This window comes from Psychrobacillus sp. NPDC058041, from assembly GCF_042885655.1.
GTDB lineage: Bacteria > Bacillota > Bacilli > Bacillales_A > Planococcaceae > Psychrobacillus.
The window spans coordinates 128255-151337 of the sequence record NZ_JBHVRO010000001.1; the positions used below are offsets into that span (position 1 = coordinate 128255).

18 protein-coding genes, 1 pseudogene and 1 other annotated feature are annotated in these 23083 nt (G+C 35.3%); of the genes and pseudogenes, 15 read left to right on the top strand and 4 right to left on the bottom strand.

Annotated elements, in window-relative coordinates; translation table 11 throughout:
- Positions 1–11: 11 nt before the first annotated feature.
- Positions 12–707 carry a Crp/Fnr family transcriptional regulator gene (locus ACFVR1_RS00560; RefSeq protein ID WP_387578999.1) on the bottom strand — a complete coding sequence of 232 codons (696 nt, stop codon included), beginning with the start codon at positions 705–707 and terminating at the stop codon, positions 12–14.
- A gap of 223 nt (positions 708–930) precedes the next feature.
- On the opposite strand from ACFVR1_RS00560, the gene ACFVR1_RS00565 reads away from it, so the two are divergent.
- Entirely contained in the window at positions 931–3069 is a 2139-nt protein-coding gene (locus ACFVR1_RS00565) for an ATP-dependent Clp protease ATP-binding subunit (RefSeq protein ID WP_387579001.1), read from the top strand.
- A gap of 125 nt (positions 3070–3194) precedes the next feature.
- Here ACFVR1_RS00565 and ACFVR1_RS00570 read toward each other — a convergent pair whose 3' ends face one another.
- Positions 3195–3383 (bottom strand): YjzD family protein, encoded by a 189-nt coding sequence (locus ACFVR1_RS00570; protein ID WP_387579004.1) that lies wholly within the window; start codon positions 3381–3383, stop codon positions 3195–3197.
- 162 nt (positions 3384–3545) lie between these two features.
- Here ACFVR1_RS00570 and ACFVR1_RS00575 point away from each other — a divergent pair, with 162 nt between their 5' ends.
- From ACFVR1_RS00575 to ACFVR1_RS19560, 8 genes are all read left to right on the top strand, one after another.
- Positions 3546–4481 carry a beta-ketoacyl-ACP synthase III gene (locus ACFVR1_RS00575; protein ID WP_387579006.1) on the top strand — a complete coding sequence of 312 codons (936 nt, stop codon included), beginning with the start codon at positions 3546–3548 and terminating at the stop codon, positions 4479–4481.
- Between the two features lie 28 nt (positions 4482–4509).
- Positions 4510–5742, top strand: a complete 1233-nt coding sequence (gene fabF / locus ACFVR1_RS00580; protein ID WP_387579008.1) for a beta-ketoacyl-ACP synthase II — start codon at positions 4510–4512, stop codon at positions 5740–5742.
- 801 nt (positions 5743–6543) lie between these two features.
- Positions 6544–7551: an ABC transporter ATP-binding protein gene (locus ACFVR1_RS00585; protein ID WP_387579011.1), complete on the top strand. Its 1008-nt coding sequence runs from the start codon at positions 6544–6546 to the stop codon at positions 7549–7551.
- Entirely contained in the window at positions 7548–8495 is a 948-nt protein-coding gene (locus ACFVR1_RS00590; protein WP_387579014.1) for an ATP-binding cassette domain-containing protein, read from the top strand. Before ACFVR1_RS00585 ends, ACFVR1_RS00590 begins: the two co-directional genes overlap by 4 nt.
- 1 nt (position 8496) lies before the next feature.
- Positions 8497–9459: an oligopeptide ABC transporter permease gene (opp4B, locus tag ACFVR1_RS00595; RefSeq protein WP_387579017.1), complete on the top strand. Its 963-nt coding sequence runs from the start codon at positions 8497–8499 to the stop codon at positions 9457–9459.
- Positions 9460–9491: 32 nt separating this feature from the next.
- Positions 9492–10394 (top strand): ABC transporter permease, encoded by a 903-nt coding sequence (locus ACFVR1_RS00600; RefSeq protein WP_387579020.1) that lies wholly within the window; start codon positions 9492–9494, stop codon positions 10392–10394.
- Positions 10395–10469: 75 nt separating this feature from the next.
- Positions 10470–12332, top strand: coding sequence for an oligopeptide ABC transporter substrate-binding protein (locus ACFVR1_RS00605; protein ID WP_387579022.1), 1863 nt, complete (start codon positions 10470–10472; stop codon positions 12330–12332).
- A 63-nt stretch (positions 12333–12395) separates the two neighbouring features.
- On the top strand, positions 12396–12617 hold the full coding sequence (locus ACFVR1_RS19560; protein ID WP_483880167.1) for a YuzI family membrane protein: 222 nt from the start codon (positions 12396–12398) through the stop codon (positions 12615–12617).
- Here the strand turns inward: ACFVR1_RS19560 and trpS are convergent.
- Both trpS and ACFVR1_RS00615 read right to left on the bottom strand, forming a co-directional pair.
- A complete protein-coding gene (trpS, locus tag ACFVR1_RS00610; protein WP_387579024.1) occupies positions 12577–13563 on the bottom strand; it encodes a tryptophan--tRNA ligase in 987 nt (328 codons plus the stop codon). The two genes, ACFVR1_RS19560 and trpS, sit on opposite strands and share 41 nt — an antisense overlap.
- A 245-nt stretch (positions 13564–13808) precedes the next feature.
- Positions 13809–14025, bottom strand: a binding site (T-box leader).
- A 51-nt stretch (positions 14026–14076) separates the two neighbouring features.
- Positions 14077–14421 (bottom strand): DUF3899 domain-containing protein, encoded by a 345-nt coding sequence (locus tag ACFVR1_RS00615; protein ID WP_387579027.1) that lies wholly within the window; start codon positions 14419–14421, stop codon positions 14077–14079.
- A 236-nt stretch (positions 14422–14657) separates the two neighbouring features.
- On the opposite strand from ACFVR1_RS00615, the gene ACFVR1_RS00620 reads away from it, so the two are divergent.
- From ACFVR1_RS00620 to ACFVR1_RS00645, 6 genes and pseudogenes are all read left to right on the top strand, one after another.
- A complete protein-coding gene (locus ACFVR1_RS00620; RefSeq protein WP_387579029.1) occupies positions 14658–16367 on the top strand; it encodes a peptide ABC transporter substrate-binding protein in 1710 nt (569 codons plus the stop codon).
- 201 nt (positions 16368–16568) lie between these two features.
- Entirely contained in the window at positions 16569–17501 is a 933-nt protein-coding gene (gene opp3b / locus ACFVR1_RS00625) for an oligopeptide ABC transporter permease (protein ID WP_387579031.1), read from the top strand.
- Positions 17501–18519: pseudogene (gene opp3C / locus ACFVR1_RS00630) on the top strand (oligopeptide ABC transporter permease). The gene opp3b and the pseudogene opp3C overlap by 1 nt, the downstream one beginning before the upstream one ends.
- Before the next feature lie 16 nt (positions 18520–18535).
- The gene (locus ACFVR1_RS00635; RefSeq protein ID WP_387579033.1) at positions 18536–19600 is read left to right on the top strand and encodes an ABC transporter ATP-binding protein; all 1065 of its coding nucleotides are present in this window, start codon (positions 18536–18538) and stop codon (positions 19598–19600) included.
- Positions 19600–20541 carry an ABC transporter ATP-binding protein gene (locus ACFVR1_RS00640; protein ID WP_387579034.1) on the top strand — a complete coding sequence of 314 codons (942 nt, stop codon included), beginning with the start codon at positions 19600–19602 and terminating at the stop codon, positions 20539–20541. The genes ACFVR1_RS00635 and ACFVR1_RS00640 overlap by 1 nt, the downstream gene beginning before the upstream one ends.
- 1028 nt (positions 20542–21569) lie before the next feature.
- Positions 21570–22778 (top strand): putative glycoside hydrolase, encoded by a 1209-nt coding sequence (locus ACFVR1_RS00645; RefSeq protein ID WP_387579037.1) that lies wholly within the window; start codon positions 21570–21572, stop codon positions 22776–22778.
- Positions 22779–23083: the final 305 nt, after the last annotated feature.

A 23083-nucleotide genomic window follows, 5' to 3' on the forward strand; every position in this document is an offset into this window, starting at 1 on the left:
AAAAAGTATTTCTAATCTATCCGACAAATATGCAGTGGACAATTATCACACTCAATTTCTTTTCTTAAAAAGTTTAAATCGTTAATTGTTATAAGTCCTTTATTAAGTTCAATGACACGAGACTTTTTAATATCGTTTAACATTCGATTTACAACTTCTCTACTAGTTGCACATAGGTTAGCTAATTCTTGATTGGTCAAATAGTGATCTATAAGGATGCTTCCATCCTCTTGGGTAATTCCATAAGTATTAGAAAGACGAACTAGTGTTGAAAAAAGAGCTCCCTTTTTTCCATGTAAAAGTAAATCTCGAAATCTTGTCTCGTTTTTTAAATGATTTAATTGAATAAATTTCATCCATTCCATCATAAGTTCAGGAGAAGTGCTTAAAAACTTTTCTAGTTGAGATCGAGAAAGGGATACAATTTTTGTAGGCTCTATAGTATGAGCAGATACAGAATGATAAAGAGTTTCACAAAAAACAGATGTTTCCCCAAGAATACTTTGTGAATTAGTAATTTTTAGTGTGAATATTCTACCGCTTTCCGTATCTTTCGTAATTCTTACAGAACCTTCTAAAACATAATATACTTCATCGGAACGTTCTCCTTCATGAAATATCGGACGGTCTTTTTCTATTTTATTAATGGAACCAAATTGTTCAAATAATGAATAAATCCCCATGAATAAAGGAGTATTCTCGTTCATATAAAATCACAACCTTTCCACATAAAACAATAATAGCATAATAAACCTATTCTTATAATCACTTTTCTTTACAAATTATATGAAGAAATATTATAATTGAATTAGTCAAAGAAGGTCAAACTTTTAATATTTATGCTGTAAGTATTCCAAAACACATTTCAATGCCTACAGCTGGGTTTGACAGATATTAAACCGAGAAGTAATAGTTAAGGAGATGTTTGGTATGCAAATGAGGCAACAAGACGAAAAAAGTCCGTTAGAAACATATGGACGTAATTTAGTTACTGCTGTGAAAAATGGAAAAATGGATCCTGTCATTGGGCGTGATCAAGAAATTAGAGACGTTATTCGTATATTATCTAGAAAAACAAAGAACAATCCAGTGTTAATAGGAGAACCTGGAGTTGGGAAAACAGCAATTGTAGAAGGTTTAGCTCAAAGAATTGTGCGAAAAGATGTTCCAGAAGGATTAAAAGAAAAAGAAATCTTTGAACTTGATATGAGTTCTTTAATTGCAGGTGCGAAATATCGTGGAGAATTTGAAGAACGACTACAAGCTGTATTAAAACAAGTGAAAGATAGCGAAGGTCAAATTATTTTATTTATAGATGAAATTCATACAATAGTAGGAGCAGGAAAAACAGACGGAGCAATGGATGCAGGAAATATGTTAAAACCTATGCTTGCACGTGGAGAATTGCATTGTATTGGAGCAACTACATTAGATGAATATCGGATGTATATCGAAAAAGATCCAGCTCTCGAAAGAAGATTCCAGCAAGTACTTGTAAGAGAACCATCTGTAGAAGACACGGTTTCTATTTTACGTGGACTAAAAGAACGCTTTGAATTACATCATGGAGTTCGCATTCATGACAGAGCAATTGTTGCAGCTGCGGAATTATCTAATCGTTATATTACGGAACGTTTTTTACCGGATAAAGCAATCGATTTAGTTGATGAAGCATGTGCAATGATTAGAACAGAGATTGACTCGATGCCTCAAGAGCTTGATGAAGTCACAAGAAAAATGATGCAGCTTCAAATTGAAGAACAAGCGTTAATGAAGGAAAAAGACGCTGCAAGTAAAAAAAGACTTGAACAAATACGTAAAGACTTGAAAGAATTAGAACAATCCTCAAGTGAAATGCGTAACAAGTGGCAACAGGAAAAAGAATCAATTCAAGTTATTCAACAAAAAAGAGAAGAACTTGATAGATATCGTCGAGAATTAGAAGACGCAGAAAACAAGTACGACTTAAATAAGGCTGCCGAGCTTCGTCATGGGAAAATTCCTACATTAGAAAAAGAACTTCAAGTATATGAACAGCAAGTAAACGAGGAAACAGAATCTCGCTTATTACGGGAAGAAGTAACTGCTGAAGAAATTGCTTCTATCGTTTCTAGATGGACTGGAATTCCAGTTACAAAATTAGTGGAAGGTGAACGGGAGAAGCTTCTTCGTTTAAAAGAAACACTTGGTGAAAGAGTAGTTGGACAAGACCAAGCTGTGCAATTAGTAACAGAAGCTGTATGGCGTGCACGAGCTGGCATTAAAGATCCTAGAAAACCTATTGGATCTTTCTTGTTTTTAGGTCCAACAGGTGTAGGAAAAACAGAACTAGCCAAGTCGCTCGCAGCAAATTTATTTGATTCAGAAGAGCATTTTATCCGAATTGACATGTCTGAATATATGGAAAAACATAGTGTATCCCGGCTAGTTGGTGCACCTCCTGGATATATTGGATATGAAGAAGGTGGCCAATTAACCGAGGCGGTACGTAGGAACCCTTATTCTGTAGTACTATTAGATGAAATCGAAAAGGCACATCCAGATGTTGCTAATATTTTATTACAATTAATGGACGATGGTAGAATAACAGATAGTCAAGGTAGAATAGTTAATTTTACAAACACTGTCGTAATATTAACTTCTAATATTGGCTCACAATATCTTGGAAATGCTACTGGGCTTATTAGTGAAGAGGAAGAAAGCCTCGTAATGGCTTCTTTAAGGGAGCATTTTAAACCAGAATTATTAAATCGTTTAGATGACATCATTATGTTCCACTCTTTGACCACACAACATTTTGAAAAAATTGCTGAGAAATATGTCAAACAACTTCAAGATCGTGTCCGCGAACAAGAAATTAATTTGCAAGTGGATGAAGAAGTTATTAAATGGATTGTAGCAGAAGGTACAGATGCTGCATTTGGTGCAAGACCACTAAAACGATTTATTCAAAGAAACTTAGAAACTGCAGTAGCGAAACAGTTAATCGGGGGGACAATTCTTCCTGGCAGTACGATTAAAGCAACTATTGAAGATGGTCAACTAGTCATCGCAACAATAGCAAAATAGTACTTTCAAATCGCAAAATAGAGGATTTAAATCGCAAGAATGATTTACAGAATCACAAAATATATAGTATTTGCAGTGACACTAATATAAAACAGCTCCCGCATTTTGATTGCGAGAGCTGTTTTTTAGTGTTGTTCTGATGCAGTTGGTTCGTTTGGAATAATTGCAGAGATGATAAAAATCATAATTGCAACTGGAATAGACATGATCAAACCGTTATTTAATTCAAATGGTACGTTTTGTACTGAACTAACAACGTAATTCAACATACTAACTAGTATTACAGACCAAATAATTGTAACGATATATTTCATTTGTTTCACCTCAAGCTATTTTTACTATGTTTATCATATCATAACGCCAACTATTTCAAAAGAATATTTGTAGATTCAAACTATGTTGTTGAAAATTGTTCACTAATTCGTTATTATTATTACCAGGTACTAATAATAGATTATAAGAAAAGAGGAAACTTTGTGAATGCAGGAATAATTGGATTAGGAACTTATTCACCAGAGCATATTTTAACAAATGAAGACCTTGAGAAAAAAGTAGATACATCCGATGAATGGATTCGAACGATGACTGGTATAGAAGAAAGAAGAATTGCTGGAACTGAAGAGGATACTTCACACATGGCATTTAAAGCAGCTAATGAAGCAATTAAAGAAGCAGGAATTACACCTGATCAAATCGGACTTATTCTTGTAGCAACAGTAACACCTGATCGTCCGTTTCCTAGTGTTTCCACAATGCTTCAAGATCAACTTGGTGCAAAAAATGCAGCAGCAATGGACATCTCTGCTGCATGTGCGGGTTTTATGTACGGTTTAGTTACTGCAAAACAATTCGTAGAGTCTAACACGTATTCTCACGTACTTGTTGTTGGAGTAGAAAAACTTTCAAAAATCACAAATTGGGAAGATCGAAATACAGCTGTTTTGTTTGGAGACGGTGCAGGAGCTGCTGTTATTAGTAAAGTTTCAGAAGGTCGTGGAATCTTATCTTTTGAGCTAGGAGCAGATGGAATTGGCGGCAAGCATTTATACCAAGAAGGACCTTATCTTTCAATGAATGGCCGTGAAGTTTTTAAGTTTGCGGTTAGACAAATGGGTGAGTCAGCAGTTAATGTTATAGAGAAAGCTGGACTTTCGAAAGAAGATATTGATATGTTAATACCGCATCAAGCGAATATTCGTATTATGGATTCTTCAAGAGAAAGATTAGGATTACCTGTCGAAAAAATGTCGAAAACTATCCATAAGTATGGGAACACTTCGTCCGCATCTATTCCACTTTCACTAAAAGAAGAAGTAGTGAATGGGAAAGTAAAAGATGATGACATTGTTGTTATGGTTGGATTTGGTGCCGGTTTAACTTGGGGTGCTATTACATTAAAATGGGGAAAATAAAAGTAAAACATCGGAAGGATGATTATTCATGACAAAACGTAGGGTTGTAGTAACAGGAGTCGGTGCTGTTACACCACTAGGAAATGACATAGAAACAACATGGGCAGGTATTAAAGAAGGAAAATCAGGCGTGGGTATGCTTACACGATTAGATGCAAGCCAATTTTCTGCAAAAGTAGCAGCGGAAGTAAAAGATTTTGATATCGAGAAATACATTGAGAAAAAAGAAGCTCGTAAAATGGATCGTTTTACTCACTATGCGCTTGCAGCGTCTATTATGGCAGTGGAAGATGCTAATTTAACGATTACAGAAGAGCTTGGACTTCGAACTGGAGTTTGGATTGGTTCAGGAATCGGTGGAATGGAAACATACGAAGCACAGTTTCGTGTATTTTTAGAAAAAGGAGCTCGTCGTGTTAGTCCATTTTTTGTTCCAATGATGATTCCAGATATGGCAGCAGGTCAAGTTTCTATACATTTTGGAGCGAAAGCGATCAATTCATGTTCCGTAACAGCTTGTGCATCAGGAACAAATTCGATTGGTGATGCATTTAAAGTAATTGAGCGCGGTGATGCGGATGTAATGATTACAGGTGGTGCGGAATCGCCTATAACACATATGTCTGTTGCTGGATTCTGTTCAAACACAGCACTTACATTAAACACGGATCCTCAAACTGCTTCTAGACCATTTGATGCAAACCGAGATGGCTTTGTCATTGGAGAAGGAGCAGGAATTATCATTTTAGAAGAATATGAGCATGCAGTTGCTCGTGGAGCAAAAATTTATGCAGAAATTATAGGGTATGGATCAACAGGTGATGCTCATCATATTACTGCTCCTGCGCCAGAAGGAGAAGGAGCTGCTCGTGCAATGAAACAAGCAATAGCAGATGCAGGTATTAAACCAGAGCAAATCGATTATATTAATGCACATGGAACGAGTACTCCATATAATGATCAGTTTGAAACAATGGCAGTAAAAACAGTTTTTGGTGAACACGCATATAAATTAGCAATGAGTTCAACAAAATCAATGACTGGTCACTTACTTGGAGCAGCGGGAGGAGTGGAAGCAATCTTTACAGTACTAGCTTTAAAAGAAGGAATTTTGCCTCCAACGATGAATTTAGAAACCCCTGATCCAGACTGTGATTTGGATTATGTACCAAATGCCGCTAGAAATGCTGATATTCAGTATGCAATGAGCAATTCATTAGGTTTTGGTGGTCATAATGCAAGTATTTTATTCAAAAAATAATGTTAAATATGTTATAAAATTAGATATTAGAGTTATTTTCATAAATAGCATTTAATTATTAAAACACGAATAATAATTATTTTATTGTTTGAGCGGCAGGCGGTGAGTCCAACGGGATGACTGAGACAGATGAGACATCGCAAACGACGCGAAAGCGGCGGTGATGGCTCATCGCTCACCGCTACCCCCACGGAAAGCGTCCGCCGATAGCGGAAATCATTCTGATTTATGAAGAGTATATGATACATATTCTCACATTTAACTTTAATATTGTTCGTGTTTTATGATCAATCTTTTAATGATGAAATTGATTCATTAAGTAATGCATAGAAAAAAACAAAAAAGTATTTTCCAATTTGAATGGAAAATACTTTTTTGTTTTGTCTTAAAACATCAAATGCTTCAACGATTCAACGGGTTAAACCGATAAAATTTCGATAACTAAATTTCCAGATGGTTGCTTTTCATTGTTTAATTTGAGTGAATTTATTATTTTATTCAAATAATTTATCTAGTTCCAACTTTTACAACAAATCGTTGATATAACTGAATTCATAAAGAATTCTTCAATTTCAAAAAAGAGTAAATTAAGGGAATGATGAAAAAATGTATTGCGATTGTAATGATACTGTAATAGAATTTACACGAGAGATGAATTAACAGAAAAATTGGAATTTGAAGTTGTGTACAAAATAAAAAGGTTTTAAAAAAAATACCTCTCTTTTAAAAAATTTAACGTCATGAGAAAAACGGAAGAGAATAGATCAAAGTCTGAATCTAGAAGGGAGTTTTATTTTTAACATGACAAATGAACTTTTAAATATTAAAGATTTACACACTGGTTTTCGCATAAAAGATACATATTACGATGCAGTCGATGGTGTTTCGATTACATTGAAGAAAAATGAAATTCTTGCAATCGTTGGGGAGTCCGGTTGTGGGAAAAGTACACTAGCAACATCTATTATCGGACTTCATGATCACAACAAAACGAGAGTACAAGGTGAGATTAATTACAACGGAGAGAACCTAGCACGCCTTGATGAAGAAAAGTTTAATAAAGTAAGAGGTGAAGAGATTGGAATGATATTCCAAGACCCTTTATCTGCATTAAATCCACTTATGCGCATAGGTGAGCAAATTGAAGAAGGATTAATATATCATACGAAAATGTCTAAAAATGATAGGGAAAAGCGTGTTCTTGAGCTGTTAGCACAAGTTGGTATACCTAATCCTAAGAGGACTGCAAAGCAATTTCCTCATCAGTTATCCGGTGGAATGAGACAGCGAGTTATTATTGCAATTGCAATTTCTTGTAAACCAAGAATTATTATTGCAGACGAACCGACCACAGCTTTAGACGTTACAATTCAAGCTCAAATATTAGATTTGCTAAAAGATCTGCAAGCGGAAACAGAAGCTGGAATTATATTAATTACCCATGATTTAGGTGTAGTAGCTGAAGTTGCAGATCGTGTTGCGGTTATGTATGCAGGAGAAATTATTGAAGAAGCTCCAGTAGATGAGTTATTTTCAAATCCAAAGCACCCTTATACTAGATCTTTATTTAACTCTATACCACAAATGAATAGTGAAAATGAAAAACTTCAGGTAATACAAGGTATGGTGCCTTCTCTCATGAAATTACCGCGATCTGGATGTCGATTCTCAGCAAGGATTCCATGGATTCCGGCTATCGCACATGAGGAAAATCCCACACTTCATGAAGTTTCTCCAGGTCATTTAGTTAGATGTACTTGCTGGAAGCACTTTCATTTTGAAAGTGAAGAAGGAGGAAATTCCCGATGAGTTTTATGCAAATTAATGATTTACGTGTTCACTATCCAATTCGTGGTGGATTTTTCAATACAGTTATTGATAATGTTCATGCAGTAGATGGAATCAGCTTAGAATTTGAAAAAGGGAAGGCTTATGGATTAGTTGGAGAGTCTGGTTGTGGAAAATCAACAACAGGCAAATCAATAATCGGTCTGGAGAAAATAACTTCTGGGAGCATAATTTATGAAGGGGAAGACGTAACAAATAAGCGTCGTAACCCAAATTCAACTTTCAATCGTGACATTCAAATGATTTTTCAAGATGCTAATTCCAGTCTAAATCCACGCAAACGGGTTCAGGATATTATTGCAGAGCCAATACGGAACTTTTTAAAACTTACACCAGATGAAGAAAGAAGAAAAATCAATGAGTTACTAGCAATCGTTGGTATGGGGGAAGATGCGAAAGTAAAATACCCACATGAATTTTCAGGTGGACAAAAGCAGCGAATCGGAATTGCACGTGCGATTGCTTGTAATCCAAAGTTAATTATAGCGGATGAACCCGTATCGGCTTTAGACCTTTCCGTGCAAGCACAAGTGCTGAACTTTATGAAAGATATTCAAGAGGAGTTTGGTTTAAGCTACTTGTTTATTTCCCATGATTTAGGCGTGGTTAAACATATGTGTGAGCATATTTCTATCATGTATAAAGGTAGATTTGTAGAGTCTGGTAATCGTGAAGACATTTATACAAATCCGCAACATATTTATACGAAGCGATTATTATCAGCTATTCCAGATGTTCATCCAAAAGGACGGGATGTTCGAAAAAGAGAACGTATAAAAGTGGAATCTGATTATGTAATTGAGCATAAAAATTATTATGACCAGAATGGAAGAGTATTTGACTTAAAACAATTGACAGATACGCATTTTGTAGCAATGAATGCTCACGAAAAGGGGGGCATGTAATATGTGGAAAACAATTGTAAGACGAACTTTAATTATGATTCCACAGTTGTTGGTTTTAAGTTTATTAATTTTCATTATGGCTAAATTTATGCCAGGGGATCCATTTACGGGATTGATTACACCAGAAACGGATGCTAACCGTATAGAAGAACTACGTGAGTTAGCTGGTTTAAATGATCCGTGGTATGAACAGTACGCACGTTGGATGTTAAATGCAGTGCAGGGGGATTTCGGAAAAAGTTATACGTACAAAATAAGTGTATCAACTTTGATAGGTGAAAGAGCTGTAAATACTTTTTGGCTATCTTTAGTAAGTGCTATTTTGTTATATATAATAGCGATTCCACTTGGGATTATAGCAGGTCGTTATCAAGATACATTATCAGATAAGGTAATTGTCTTGTATAGTTTCATAGTTTATGCAATTCCGACTTTTGTTTTATCCTTAATTTTCTTATTTTTATTCGGTTATAAACTTCATTGGTTCCCTACAGTAGGTAGTGTAGATATTAAATATGATGCAGGGACATTTGGTTACCTTTGGAGCAAACTGTATCATATGCTGTTGCCAGCTATAACTTATGCTGTATTAGCTACGACAGGCGTTATTCAGTATTTACGCTCTGAAATTATTGATTCTAAAAGTCAAGATTATGTAAGAACCGCAAGAAGTAAAGGGATTCCAATTAGTAAGGTTTATTCTAGGCATATTCTTAGAAATTCCTTGCTACCAATTGCAGCTTTTTTAGGATTTACAATAACTGGATTACTAGGTGGTTCTATCTTTATTGAAACAATCTTTGGTTACCCTGGGATGGGACAGCTATTTATTTCATCTATTGCATCACGTGATTACAGTGTAATTACGGCACTTGTTATGTTATTTGGATTCTTAACGTTATTAGGTAGTCTACTGTCCGATATTATCATGAGCATCGTTGACCCAAGAATAAGGATAGAATAGGCGAATAATATGTTAAGGAGAGGTGAATAAGAATGGCTAATAAAGAGAACAAGAAAGAAAAAGTTGAAGTAAATGCTCCAGCAACTGGAATGCAAGTTATTTTTCGAGAGTTTAAAAAAGATAAATTGGCAATGTTTTCTCTTATTGCATTAATAATTGTTATTGTAGGTGTATTTATATGGGCAAAGCTTATTGATGAACAAACTTTGATGCGAGTTAGTTTACGAGATAAATACGCTCCACCAGGAGATAAATTCTTTTTAGGAGCAGACCAAGGGGGTAAAGATATTCTTGGTCAGCTTATAATTGGAGCTAAAAATTCAATTACAATCGCCATTTTTATTACAATTATTACTGGAATATTCGGTATTGTTGTTGGCTTAATTTGTGGTTATTTCGGTGGATGGATCGATAATATCTTTATGCGGATCATTGACTTTTTCATTACAATACCTTCATTAATGTTAATTATCGTATTCGTTACGATTATACCTAAATATACAATTACGATGTTCGTCCTAATTTTGAGTTTATTCCTCTGGACTAGTACTGCACGACTCGTAAGAAGTAAAGCATTATCTGAAAGTCGTCGTGATTATGTGAATGCGTCGAAAACATTGGGAACAAATGGATTTGTCATAATTTTTAAAGAAATAATGCCGAATTTAAGTTCAATCTTAATTGTTGATATGACTTTAAACTTTGCAGGAAACGTCGGAATTGAAACAGGTTTATCTTTTCTTGGATTTGGTTTACCACCAGCAACTCCAAGTTTAGGAACTCTAATAAGTTACGCGAATAACCCACTTGTACTGCAAGATAAATGGTGGGTATGGTTACCTGCATCTATATTTATTTTGTTAATGATGTTAGGAATCAACTATGTAGGGCAGGCATTACGCCGTTCCGCAGATGCAAAACAACGTCTTGGATAAATCCAAAACGAATTTGGTATTAAACGGTTAACGTTTGATATAGAAATAAGAGAGAATAAAAAGGAGGAAATAGGAATGAATAAAAAGCTTTGGACATTACTTGCGGTACTTATAGCTTTCATGCTAGTTCTTGGTGCTTGTAACAAAGATAGCGAAGAGCCTGCAAAAGGAACTGATGAAGGCAAAACAGAAGAGGGCAAAAAAGAAGAAGGTAAAACAGAAGAAACAGCGGAAGAACCAGTAGCTGAAGATTCTGATGCACTATTCCCATTAGAAGTAACAAATGATGGAAATGCAATTTCAGGCGGTATATTAAAAGTGGCGATGGCAAAGGATGAGCCATTCCAAGGTATTTTCTCATCAGAATTATACGAAGATGCTTATGACTCAGAAATTATGGGATTTGCAAGTAACTCTCTTTTTGGATCGGATGGAGACTTTTTAATAGACGATTCAGGTATTGCAAGTATGAAAGTTGATCAAGCTAATAATAAAGTAACAATCAAAATCCGCGACGGTATTAAATGGTCTGACGGTGAACCATTGAAAATCGAAGACGTAATTTATCCTTATTTAATCATTGGAAGCAAAGATTACACTGGTGTTCGTTATGATGCCAATTTCCAAAATATTGTTGGAGCGGAAGAATACCATAATGGAAAAGCAGATTCAATCTCTGGTTTAGTTAAAGTTGATGAAACAACTTTAGAAATGTCATTAAAACAAATATCACCAGCAATCTTTAGTGGTGGAGATGGACTTTGGACATATGCTGCACCGACTCATATTCTTAAAGATATTAAAATTAAAGATTTAGTAGAATCGGATGCGATTCGTAAAAACCCTGTAACTTTAGGCGCGTTTAAATTTGACAAAATTGTACCAGGTGAATCAGTACAATTTGTAGCAAACGAAAACTACTGGAAAGGTAAACCAAAACTTGACGGTGTTTTAATGAAAATCGTACCAACAAGTTCAATTTCAGTTGCAATGGGTCAAGGTGAATATGATATTGCGTTTGACTTTAGTGCTTCTAAAATGGAAGAAGTAAAAAACTTTGATAATATTGATATTCTAGGTCGACAAGAACTTTACTATTCTTACCTTGGTTTTAAATTAGGTAAATACGATAACGATAAAGGTGAAGTTATAACAGATCTTGCTGGTTCTAAAATGGGAGACGTAAAATTACGTCAAGCGATGGGCTATGCAATTGATGTAGAACAAGTAGCTGAAGTATTCTATAATGGATTACGTGAACGTGCTAACTCTTTAATACCACCAGTATTTGCATCTTTCTATGATTCTTCTTTAGAAGGTTATACGTTTGATCCAGAAAAAGCGAAGGCATTATTAGATGAAGCAGGCTACAAAGATACTAATGGCGATGGAATTCGTGAAGATAAAGATGGTAAACCATTCGAAATTAAATTCGCTACAATGGCTGGTGACGATATCGCTGAAGATATTACGCAATTCTATTTACAAAACTGGAAAGATGTTGGTTTAAATGTAACGTTGACTACAGGTCGTACTATTGAGTTCAATAGTTTCTATGACAAAGTTCAAGCAGATGACCCAGAAATCGATATTTTCATGGCTGCTTGGGGAACAGGTACAGATCCATCACCTATGGGCCTATACTCTAAAACAGCACAATATAACTTTAGCCGTTTCTCATCTGACTTCTTAGAGAAAACATTAGCAAATATTGACTCTCCAGAGGCATTTGATGCTACTTACCGTGCAGGCCAATTCCGCGCATGGCAAGAATATATGGCTGAAGAAGCTCCGGTAATTCCAACTATGTACCGTTATGAGTTAGTACCAGTTAATAAACGTGTGAAAAACTTCAATATCGATTATGCAAATGAAAGCTTGAGCAATTTACAAGAAGTTGAACTAGTTTCTGATACTGGAGTTAAATCTACAAAATAATTAATAAAAAACCGTTCCTTTACGCAAGTTTAGGAACGGTTTTTCATATGGTTTAAGAAGGATGTGATACATATTAGACTTTTACTTTTTTTAATCAGTTATGGATTAGCTGTAATTAGCTGTTCACATTTAGTACTGTATTTAAACTTTTTAGCATTAGGCCACTCTTGGAATGCTGTCGCACTATTTATACTAAGTTCAAATGAATTTGTATTATTTTGTTTATCACTATTGTCTTTATCGGTTATCGTCTTCTTCCGAGGCCCATTGCGGCTTCCATCTTAGACAAGGTTTGTTGTGCAAGAGTATTGGCTTTTTCTGCACCTCGGTCTAAAATGTCATCAAGCTCTGAAGAGTTTAATAATTGTTCATATCGAGCTTGGATTGGTGCAAAATGATCATTTATCACTTGAGCAACCGATGCTTTAAAATTACCATAGCCTTTTCCTTCGTATTTTTGTACAAGCGATTCACTAGATACATTCGTTAACGCAGCTTCGATTGTTAGTAAATTGGATACTCCAGGTTTATTTTCAGGATCAAAAGCAACAATGCCTTCGGAATCCGTAACTGAACTTTTAATCTTCTTTTCAATTTCTTTAGGTGTATCTAAAATACGAATGGTTGCTTTTTGGTTTGGATCGGATTTACTCATCTTTTTTAATGGATCTTGAAGCGATTTTATACGGGCACCGCTTTTCGGAATTTTTATTTCAGGTATTGTAAGAACTTCCCCGTAGCGCTTATTAAATCTTTCTGCTAAATCGCGTGTTAACTCAACATGTTGCTTTTGGTCATCTCCAACAGGAACGATATCGGTTTGGTACAAAAGAATATCTGCTGCCATTAATGGGGGGTATGTTAATAGGGCAGCCGAAACCGCATCTTTTCCGTCGGATTTATCTTTGAACTGTGTCATTCTTTCTAATTCTCCAATATAAGAAACACATTGCATAATCCAGCCAGCTTGTGCATGTGCAGGTACCTCAGATTGAATAAATAATGTCGATTTTTCTGGATCGATACCTACAGCCAGATATAATGCGGCAAGTGAACGAATATGTTTACTTAATTCCTGTGGATCTTGAGGTACAGTAATAGCATGTTGGTCGACTATACAAAATACACACTCATAGTCGTCTTGTAGTGCTATAAACTGTTTAAAAGCTCCAATATAATTCCCCAGAGTGATTGTTCCTGTTGGCTGAACACCAGAAAAGATTTTTTTCATTTACAAACTCCTCCTTAAATTAGATAAAAAATTTGCTCTGTTAACCAATACTGTTGATTTTCGTTACAGGCGGACGCTTTCCGCGGGCGGTCCGTGAGCCTCCTAGTCGCAAGCTCCTGCGGGGTCTCACCTGGACACGCTTTTACCGCTGGAGTCGCCGCCTTCCACTGCAATCAAGTGAATATTTAAAATCAACAATTTCATCTAACATTGCCAAAAAATAAAAAAACATCATACATCCCTAAAAAAGGGACGAATGATGTATAATCCGTGGTACCACCCAGTTTGCTAAAAGTAAATTAGCCACTCTTCTTCGTAACGTGAAGGGGACGGTATATGCTACTCATATTTCACATATACTGCTCGAAAGCCCATTCTATTTGACGTATGTTCTGTTCACACCAACCACAGACTCTCTTCACATACATTTTCAAATATACTATTCTCTGTCATAGCATCTTTTATTGTTTAAAACATTATAGTATAGAAGAAACTTAAAAATCAAGTTGAAAACTAACTATAATATACAAATAAAGCAATACACATACAAAGTAAACTAGATAACCCTAAAGCGATAATCGGCTTATAAGGAAATGAAAAAACTTCTGAAGGTAATCGCATTTGATTCACATCTTTTTTCATATGCTTTGGAGTAAAAACTTTTCTTGAACTTTCGATGAAAAAATCAAAGAAACCACCCGAGACTACATAAGATATTAAACCAAAGAAAGTAATTAAGCCTCCAATATAAAACGACATATTAGCATAAGAAACTAGGTTATAATTTCCATAAAATAAAAACATTAGTATTAAAATAAGGAGTTGTAAACCTATAAAATAGATAATTTTTGTTTTCATATTTCACCTCTACAAGAATTGATTATAGAAGATAATATAAAAATAATCAAAATTTTAGTTAAATATTTGCAAAAAACAAGAAATTCCTTTGCCAAAGATTCACAATTGTTAGGACAATGTAATGATTTTGTTACAATTCCGTAAAAACTTTTTTAAAAAACCTGTACAAGTTAAAAGGAAAATGTATAATAAATATTGTAATGAATTTTTCAGAATATTTAAAGGGGGTTATTCTTTTGAAGAATAGCAAGTTTTTATGGCTTTTTAGCCTAATGTTAGTTCTTAGTATTTTCCTTGCTGCTTGTGGCGACAAAGAAAAAGCTACTGAAACTACTACTGACAAACCAGAAGACAAGACACCAACAACAGAAGAAACAGCTGCACCAGATGAGGAGCAAGTTCTTAACTTAATGCAGACTGCTGAAATTCCAACTCTTGATACATCTTTAGTAACGGATGCTGTTGGTCTTGATTTACTTAACAACATAAACGAAGGTTTATATCGTTTAAACCAAGAAAACGTTGCAATTCCTGCAATTGCTGAAGAAGAACCAACTATTTCTGAGGATGGATTAGTTTACACATTCAAGTTACGTGATTCTAATTGGTCTGACGGATCTCCTGTTACAGCAAATGATTTTGAGTATGCTTGGAAACGCGCTATGAATCCTGATATGGCATCAGAATACGGTCCGTTCATGATGAATGGTGTTATTAAAAACGCATCGGCTATTTCAGAAGGTAAAATGGACTTCAATGAACTTGGAGTTAAAGCACTTGATGAAAAAACATTAGAAGTAACACTTGAAAAGCCGATACCTTACTTCCTATCTTTAATGTCATTTGGAACATTCTATCCACTTAAAGAAGAATTCGTTAAAGCACAAGGCGATAATTACGCTAAGAATTCTGAATCTTTACTTTACAATGGACCGTTTACATTAACTAATTGGGATGGAACTGGTCTAACTTGGAAATTAGTTAAAAATGATCAATATTGGGATAAAGATACTGTAAAACTTACAGAAATCAATTATGATGTAGTGAAAGAAAATGCTACTGCAGTAAATCTATATACAAACGGTGAAAAAGATCGTACTGGACTAACTGGTGAATATGCGATGCAATATGCAGATGACCCAGAAAAAATAGTTCAACCAGATACTTCAATCTTCTGGTTCAAATTTAACCAAGAACGTCTTGGTAAAAAATCTCCATTAGCTAACAAAAATATTCGTGAAGCTATTTCAAAAGCATTTAACAAAGAAGACTTAACAAATGTAGTATTAGCAAATGGTTCTGTACCAGCAAACTATATGATTCCTAAAGATTTCGCATTTGATGCAGATGGAAACGACTTCCGCGATGTGAACGGAGATATGGCTACTTTCAATCCAGAAGAAGCGAAAGCTGCTTGGGAAAAAGGTTTATCTGAACTAGGTGTAACGGAACTTTCTTTAGAAATTCTAGGTGGAGACACTGAAACTTCTAAAAAAATGGATGAATATTTGAAAAACCAATTAGAAACAAACTTAAAAGGTTTAAAAATCTCACTTAAAGAAGTACCATTCTCAGTTCGTCTTGAACTTGATACTAAACAAGATTACGATATTCAAGTTGCTGGTTGGGGACCTGACTATCAAGATCCATTCACTTTCTTAACACTTTGGGAAACTAAAGGTGGAAATAACCAAATGTCATATTCAAACCCAGAATATGATCAATTATTAAAAGATATTAATGGTTCATTAGCACTTGATCCTGTAAAACGTTGGGAAGCAATGGCTAGAGCTGAAAAAATTATCGTTGACGAAGATTATGCAATCGCACCAATCTATCAACGTGGTTTAGTATTCTTAGTAAAACCATATGTAAAAGGTATTATTTCTCACCCATTCGGTGGAGACTATAGTTACAAATGGGCTTACATCGAAGGTAAAAACTAAGAGTAGTTTTAAGTCTTAAAAATCTCATAGTTAGAGAGTATATGGAATCCTTTTGGGTCATATACTCTCTTTTTAAATGAATCAGAATTCACTAAATATTTTATTATTTTTTTTGGTTTTGACAATTACTAAGCTTTTCTGTTTAGATATATATAGATTAATATAATCTCAAAGAACATATTTTATTTAGGAGGTGCAAAGATGGCGAAATATATTATTCGACGTGTCATTTATATGTTTATTACGTTTTTCCTGATTGCAACAGCAACGTTTTTCTTAATGAAGGCGCTTCCAGGATCCCCGATTAGCTCAGCTCCAAAACTATCCCCTTCCCAACTTGCGATGGTGGAAGCGAAATATGGATTAGATCAGCCTGTAGCTGTTCAGTATGGTAAATATATGTTGAATTTAGCAAAAGGTGATTTAGGTAACTCATTCCAATTCAAGAATGCGAGTGTCACTGACTTAATTATTAAGCGTATGGGACCATCCTTTCTTCTTGGATCTCAAGGTTTAATACTTGGTGTAGCTCTCGGAATATTGTTAGGTATGATTGCTGCATTAAGGCAAAATACTATTTGGGATTATGGTAGTACTCTTATTGCTATCATTGGTATTTCTATTCCATCATTCGTTTTTGCAACTTTTCTTCAGTATTGGTTAGCAGTTAAATGGGAAATATTCCCTGTAGCTTTATGGAAAGACGGTTGGATGTCGAGTGTTCTACCTTCTATAGCTCTAGCAATGGGTCCACTTGCGACTGCATCTCGTTTTATTCGAACAGAGATGATTGAAGTATTAAGCTCGGATTATATTACACTTGCAAAATCTAAAGGTGCTAGCGGATTTGAAGTTGCATTTAAGCACGCTTTCCGTAACGCATTAATTCCACTTGTAACAGTATTAGGTCCTTTAGCAGCAGGATTACTTACGGGTTCACTTGTAATTGAACAGATATTTGCAATTCCAGGGATTGGGGAGCAATTCGTTAAATCGATCTTCTCAAATGACTTTTCCATTATTATGGGAACAACATTGTTTTTCTCTGCGTTTTTAATTGTTGTAATATTCTTAGTAGATATTCTTTATGGAATAATTGATCCACGTATTCGTTTGTCAGGAGGTAGTAAATAATGAGTCAAGAACTAAAAAAAATACCTGCTGATTCCTTTGAGAGAATTAATATTGATAGTACCCATGCAGAGAGAATTTCTAAACCTAGCTTGAGTTTTTGGCAAGATGCTTGGTTACGAATTCGTAAAAATAAAGCTGCAATCGTTAGTGTTTTCATTTTACTGTTTATAGTTATCATGTCTTTTGTTGGGCCGATGATTAGTCCACATGATGCGGAAACTCAAACAATTACTCATGCTAACTTACCACCTAAAATTCCAGGTCTTGAAAACTAGGGATTTTCGATGGTGTTGGTGTGATGGCAGGAAAAGAAGTAGATTTATATAAAATGAAAAATGTAGATACGTATTATTGGTTTGGTACTGATGGTCTAGGACGTGATATGTTCTCACGAGTTTGGAAAGGTACACAAATTTCATTGTTCATCGCGTTTATGGCTGCTTTAATAGACATGGTTATTGGGGTAGCATACGGTGGGATTTCAGGATTCTACGGTGGTAAAGTAGATGACATTATGCAACGTATCGTAGAAATCTTATATGGTATCCCAACACTAGTAATTGTTATCCTTATGGTTCTTGTTATGAAACCAGGTCTTACAGCGATTATTATTGCTATAACGATTACTGGATGGATTGGAATGTCAAGGGTAGTACGAGGACAAGTATTAAAATTTAAAAATCAAGAATTTGTTCTTGCTTCACGTACTTTAGGTGCTACTAATGGGCGAATTATTACGAAGCATATTCTACCAAACATTTTAGGGATAATTATTATAAATGCTATGTTTACGATACCAAGTGCGATTTTCTTCGAAGCCTTTTTAAGCTTTATCGGTTTAGGTTTACAACCACCAACCGCATCTCTTGGTACCCTTATTAATGACGGTTACAAACTGATCAAATTCCAACCACATATTTTATTGTACCCTTCGATCATTATTAGTTTATTGATGATTGCATTTAACTTATTAGGCGATGGCTTACGTGATGCATTTGATCCTAAAATGAAAGATTAAAAGGAGGAAAGCCGAGATGGAAAAAATATTAGAGGTAAAAGACCTAGAGCTTTCCTTCCATACATTTGCAGGAGAAGTTAAAGCCATTCGTGGCGTAAATTTCGACTTGTTAAAAGGGGAAACTCTTGCGATTGTTGGAGAGTCTGGTTCTGGAAAGTCCGTTACTACAAAGGCAATTATGCGTTTGTTGCCTGAACATAGCTCTGAATTTAAAAATGGTCATATTCTATTTAATGGTAAAGACTTGACAACATTATCGGATAAACAAATGCAGAAAATTCGTGGGAAAGACATTTCGATGATTTTCCAAGATCCAATGACTTCTTTGAATCCGACTATGACAATAGGCAATCAAATTATGGAGCCTATTTTAAAGCATCGCAAAGTAAGTAAATCAGAAGCTCGAAAATTAGCAATAGACTTATTACGTTTAGTTGGAATGCCAAAACCTGAAGCACGGATCAAACAATATCCGCACCAATTCTCTGGTGGGCAACGTCAACGAATAGTTATTGCAATTGCACTTGCATGTAATCCACAAATTCTTATTGCGGATGAACCTACGACAGCACTTGATGTGACTATTCAAGCACAAATTTTAGAGTTAATGAAAGATTTGCAGAAAAAGATAGATACGTCTATTATCTTTATTACCCATGATTTAGGAGTAGTAGCAAATGTAGCAGACAGAGTTGCAGTAATGTATGGCGGACGCATTGTAGAAATTGGTACGGTTGATGAAATTTTCTATAATCCACAGCATCCATATACTTGGGGTCTATTAAGTTCTATGCCTTCTTTAGATGTGGAAGAAGAAAAGTTATATGCAATTCCAGGAACGCCTCCTGATTTATTATATCCACCAAAAGGAGACGCGTTTGCATTGCGTAGCGAATATGCGTTGAAAATAGATTTAGAAGAAGCTCCACCTTTCTTTAAAGTAAGTGATACTCATTATGCTGCAACTTGGTTATTACATCCGGATGCTCCTCAAGTAGAGCCACCACTTTCTATTATTGAGCGAATGAAAAAGTTTCCAGGAAGTCGTTACTATAATGGAACTGAAGGAGGTGCTTACTAATGGCTGAAAAATTATTAGAAATTAAAAATTTAAAACAATACTTCAATCAAGGTAAGCCAAACGAAGTTCGAGCAGTCGATGATGTTAGCTTTGATATTTACAGAGGTGAAACACTAGGTCTTGTTGGTGAGTCTGGTTGTGGAAAATCAACAACAGGTCGATCGATTATACGTCTATACGATGCAACTGATGGCGAAGTAATTTATGACGGAGTGAACGTCCACGACAAAAAATCTAAAAAAGATTTAAAAGTTTTTAATCGCAAAATGCAAATGATTTTCCAAGATCCTTATGCCTCATTAAATCCACGTATGAAAGTACTGGATATTATTGCGGAAGGTCTAGACATTCATGGACTTGTGAAAAACCCGAAAGAACGAAAAGAAAAAGTTGTTGAGTTATTAGAAACAGTTGGTTTGAACCGTGAACATGCAGATCGTTATGCACATGAGTTTTCAGGTGGTCAACGACAACGTTTAGGTATTGCTAGAGCACTTGCAGTAAATCCTGAATTTATCATTGCCGATGAGCCAATATCTGCTCTTGACGTATCCATTCAAGCACAGGTTGTTAACTTATTGAAGGAATTGCAAAAGGAAAAAGGCTTAACGTATTTATTTATTGCCCATGACTTATCCATGGTCAAATACATTTCGGATCGTATTGGAGTTATGTATTTTGGTAAACTTGTAGAGCTTGCTTCTGCAGAGGATTTATACAAGAATCCGTTGCATCCATATACGCAGTCACTTCTATCAGCTATTCCGCTTCCTGATCCAAATTATGAACGTACTCGTGTCCGTAAGTCTTACGATCCAGCTACTCATAATTATCAAGAAGGCGAAGAAATAGCGATGCGTGAAGTTACACCTGGGCATTTTGTATATTGCTCTCAAAAAGAATATGAAACGATGAAGGCTATTTCAATCTCACGTCCATAATAATTAGGTGTGGTTGATGTTCATAATTTAAGTTGAATATTGATAGTTGAATTCTCGATAGAGACTGTAGACAAATTCGATAAAAATCGAGTTTATCTACAGTCTTTTTTTAAGATATGAAAGTATATGGATTATTGTCCTGCGAAACCAGTGTTCATATAGTACTTTAAAGAATTTGATAATACCGTGGATTTCCGTTTCATGTGGACGCGATCCGCGGGGGCGAGCGATGAACCATCACCGCCGCTATGCATCGTTGTGATGGATCATCTGTCTCACAGAGGAACAAAGGCTAAGAGCGCCACATCGTGTGGCAACGCCTTCGTGACCAACATCCTGTTGGCCTCCGACTGAAGCCGCCACCTTTCACTACAATCCATTAAGTGAGTAGTATCTAACAGAGGATTTAGCCCAGCTATCGCTAAGAGGATAAAATGTAGTTCTATAACTAATGTACATAGTGTTTAAATGTAATCTATCTTACTAAGCAATTATAAATCGTCCCATGTAACTGGCAGATTGGAGTGCAGGCGGTGACTTCTGCGGCAATAGCAGATGTTTACTGCACCGAAAGCGAAGCGGCAGGTGCTTGAGCGGGATGGCGTCGCAGGAACGCAGGAGAGGGAAGGAAAGCTAAAGGCGCCTCTTCCCTAAGGCAACGCCTTCATGACCAACATCCTGTTGGCCTAGGAGACTGAAGCCATGGCCGCGAAAATCGTCCGCCGTAGCGGAAATCAACCATTTCTAAGTTTCTTTTCTTAAATGGACCTGGCGTCTTGCCCGGTTTTTCTTAAAAGATAAGAAACTATCATTGCAAATACAGCGTATGAAGTTGCAACTACTACTAATTTTGCGATTAAGTACTCGACCTTATGATCCACTAAAACGTTTGTGTAGCCTACTATTAGTCCAATCGATAAAGTAAATCTAAATTTTACTTTTACCTCTTAATTCTAAATACTCTTTCATTTGAATTGTAAAATTGATAAAATGAAGGAATAAAGTAGAAAAGGAGGGTTATTATTAAAATGGTGAACACTTTTAAATGGCTAGCTTCATTTAGTCTATTTACAGCATTATTGATTCCTGGTACTGTTTCCGCAGAAGGAAATTTTTTCTCAAAGGACTTTTCACTTAAACAATTTAGTTTTCAAGAAATTAACGAGTCCCTCGTTTCGACTTCTAAGTTATTTATTTACGATTCTGGTCTTACGTTTAAGTATCCAGATGCCGTTAGAGGAGTATATGTAACTGGTCATTCGGCTGGAGGTTCTCGATTTAATGATTTATTGAAATTAATCGACTCTACAGAATTAAATGCAATGGTAATAGATATTAAAGATGATTTTGGAAACTTAACATATATACCAAGTGAGGATTCCACCTTAGCCAAGAGTAATATTGGAAAACCATACATAAAAGATCCGCGTTCAATGCTTAAAGTAATGGAAGAAAAGCAAATTTATCCTATAGCTCGCGTCGTGGTTTTCAAAGATACCGAACTGGCTGAAGCTCATCCAGAGTTGTCCTTTGTTGATGGAACTTCGGTTTGGAAAAATAGACGTGGGGAGGCATTCGTTAATCCATTTTTACAAGAAGTTTGGGATCATAACGTAGAAATAGCGATAGAAGCAGCAAAAATGGGCTTTAAAGAAATACAATTTGACTATGTTCGATTCCCAGAAGGATTTGAAAAAAGAGAAGATACACTCAAATACTCAATGGGGAAATATGAAACATTGGGACTTGATCCTGTACAAAGACGAGTGCAAGCTGTTACCGATTTTGTTGCGTATGCAAGAGAAAAATTGAAACCATATGGTGCTCAAGTTTCAGTAGATATATTTGGCTACTCTGCAACACTACCTGAAGCACCAGGTATTGGACAAAACTTTTCTAAAATATCAGAAAATGTGGATGTCATTTCATCTATGATCTATCCGAGTCATTGGACGTCTTATTTCGGTATTGCAAAGCCGGATTTAGAACCATATCGTTTAGTACAAGAATATGCAAAGGTTGAAAATGCTAAATTGGCAGAATTGAAAAATCCACCTATTTCTCGCCCTTGGATTCAAGACTTTACTGCATCTTACTTAGGTAAAGGGAATTATCAAATATATGGGAAATCACAAGTTGAGGCACAAATTAAAGCACTTAAAGAGGCTGGGATAAATGAATATTTACTGTGGAATGCCGGAAATAAGTATACTCCAGGTGTTGACTATACACCTTAATTAAACATAAAAAAGACATGAATGAAAAAAATCATGTCTTTTTTTTGTTTTTTTTGAAACTTTATTTCATAGGAAACGTATTATTTAGTATAACAGTCATTTTCAATTGTATTCTTAATTGAGAATATTAATAATTTCATTGAAAAGGATGTTTAAAGTAGAAAAGAGTTGGGTATAAGATGAATATATAAATTATAAGCCTTTTAAGTCTAAGCATGGCTTATATTTTCTTCAAAATTGTGTCTGCGTTATTAAATAGTAATATTTTTCTTCTAAACATATTTTAAATATCAAAAAATTGGTGT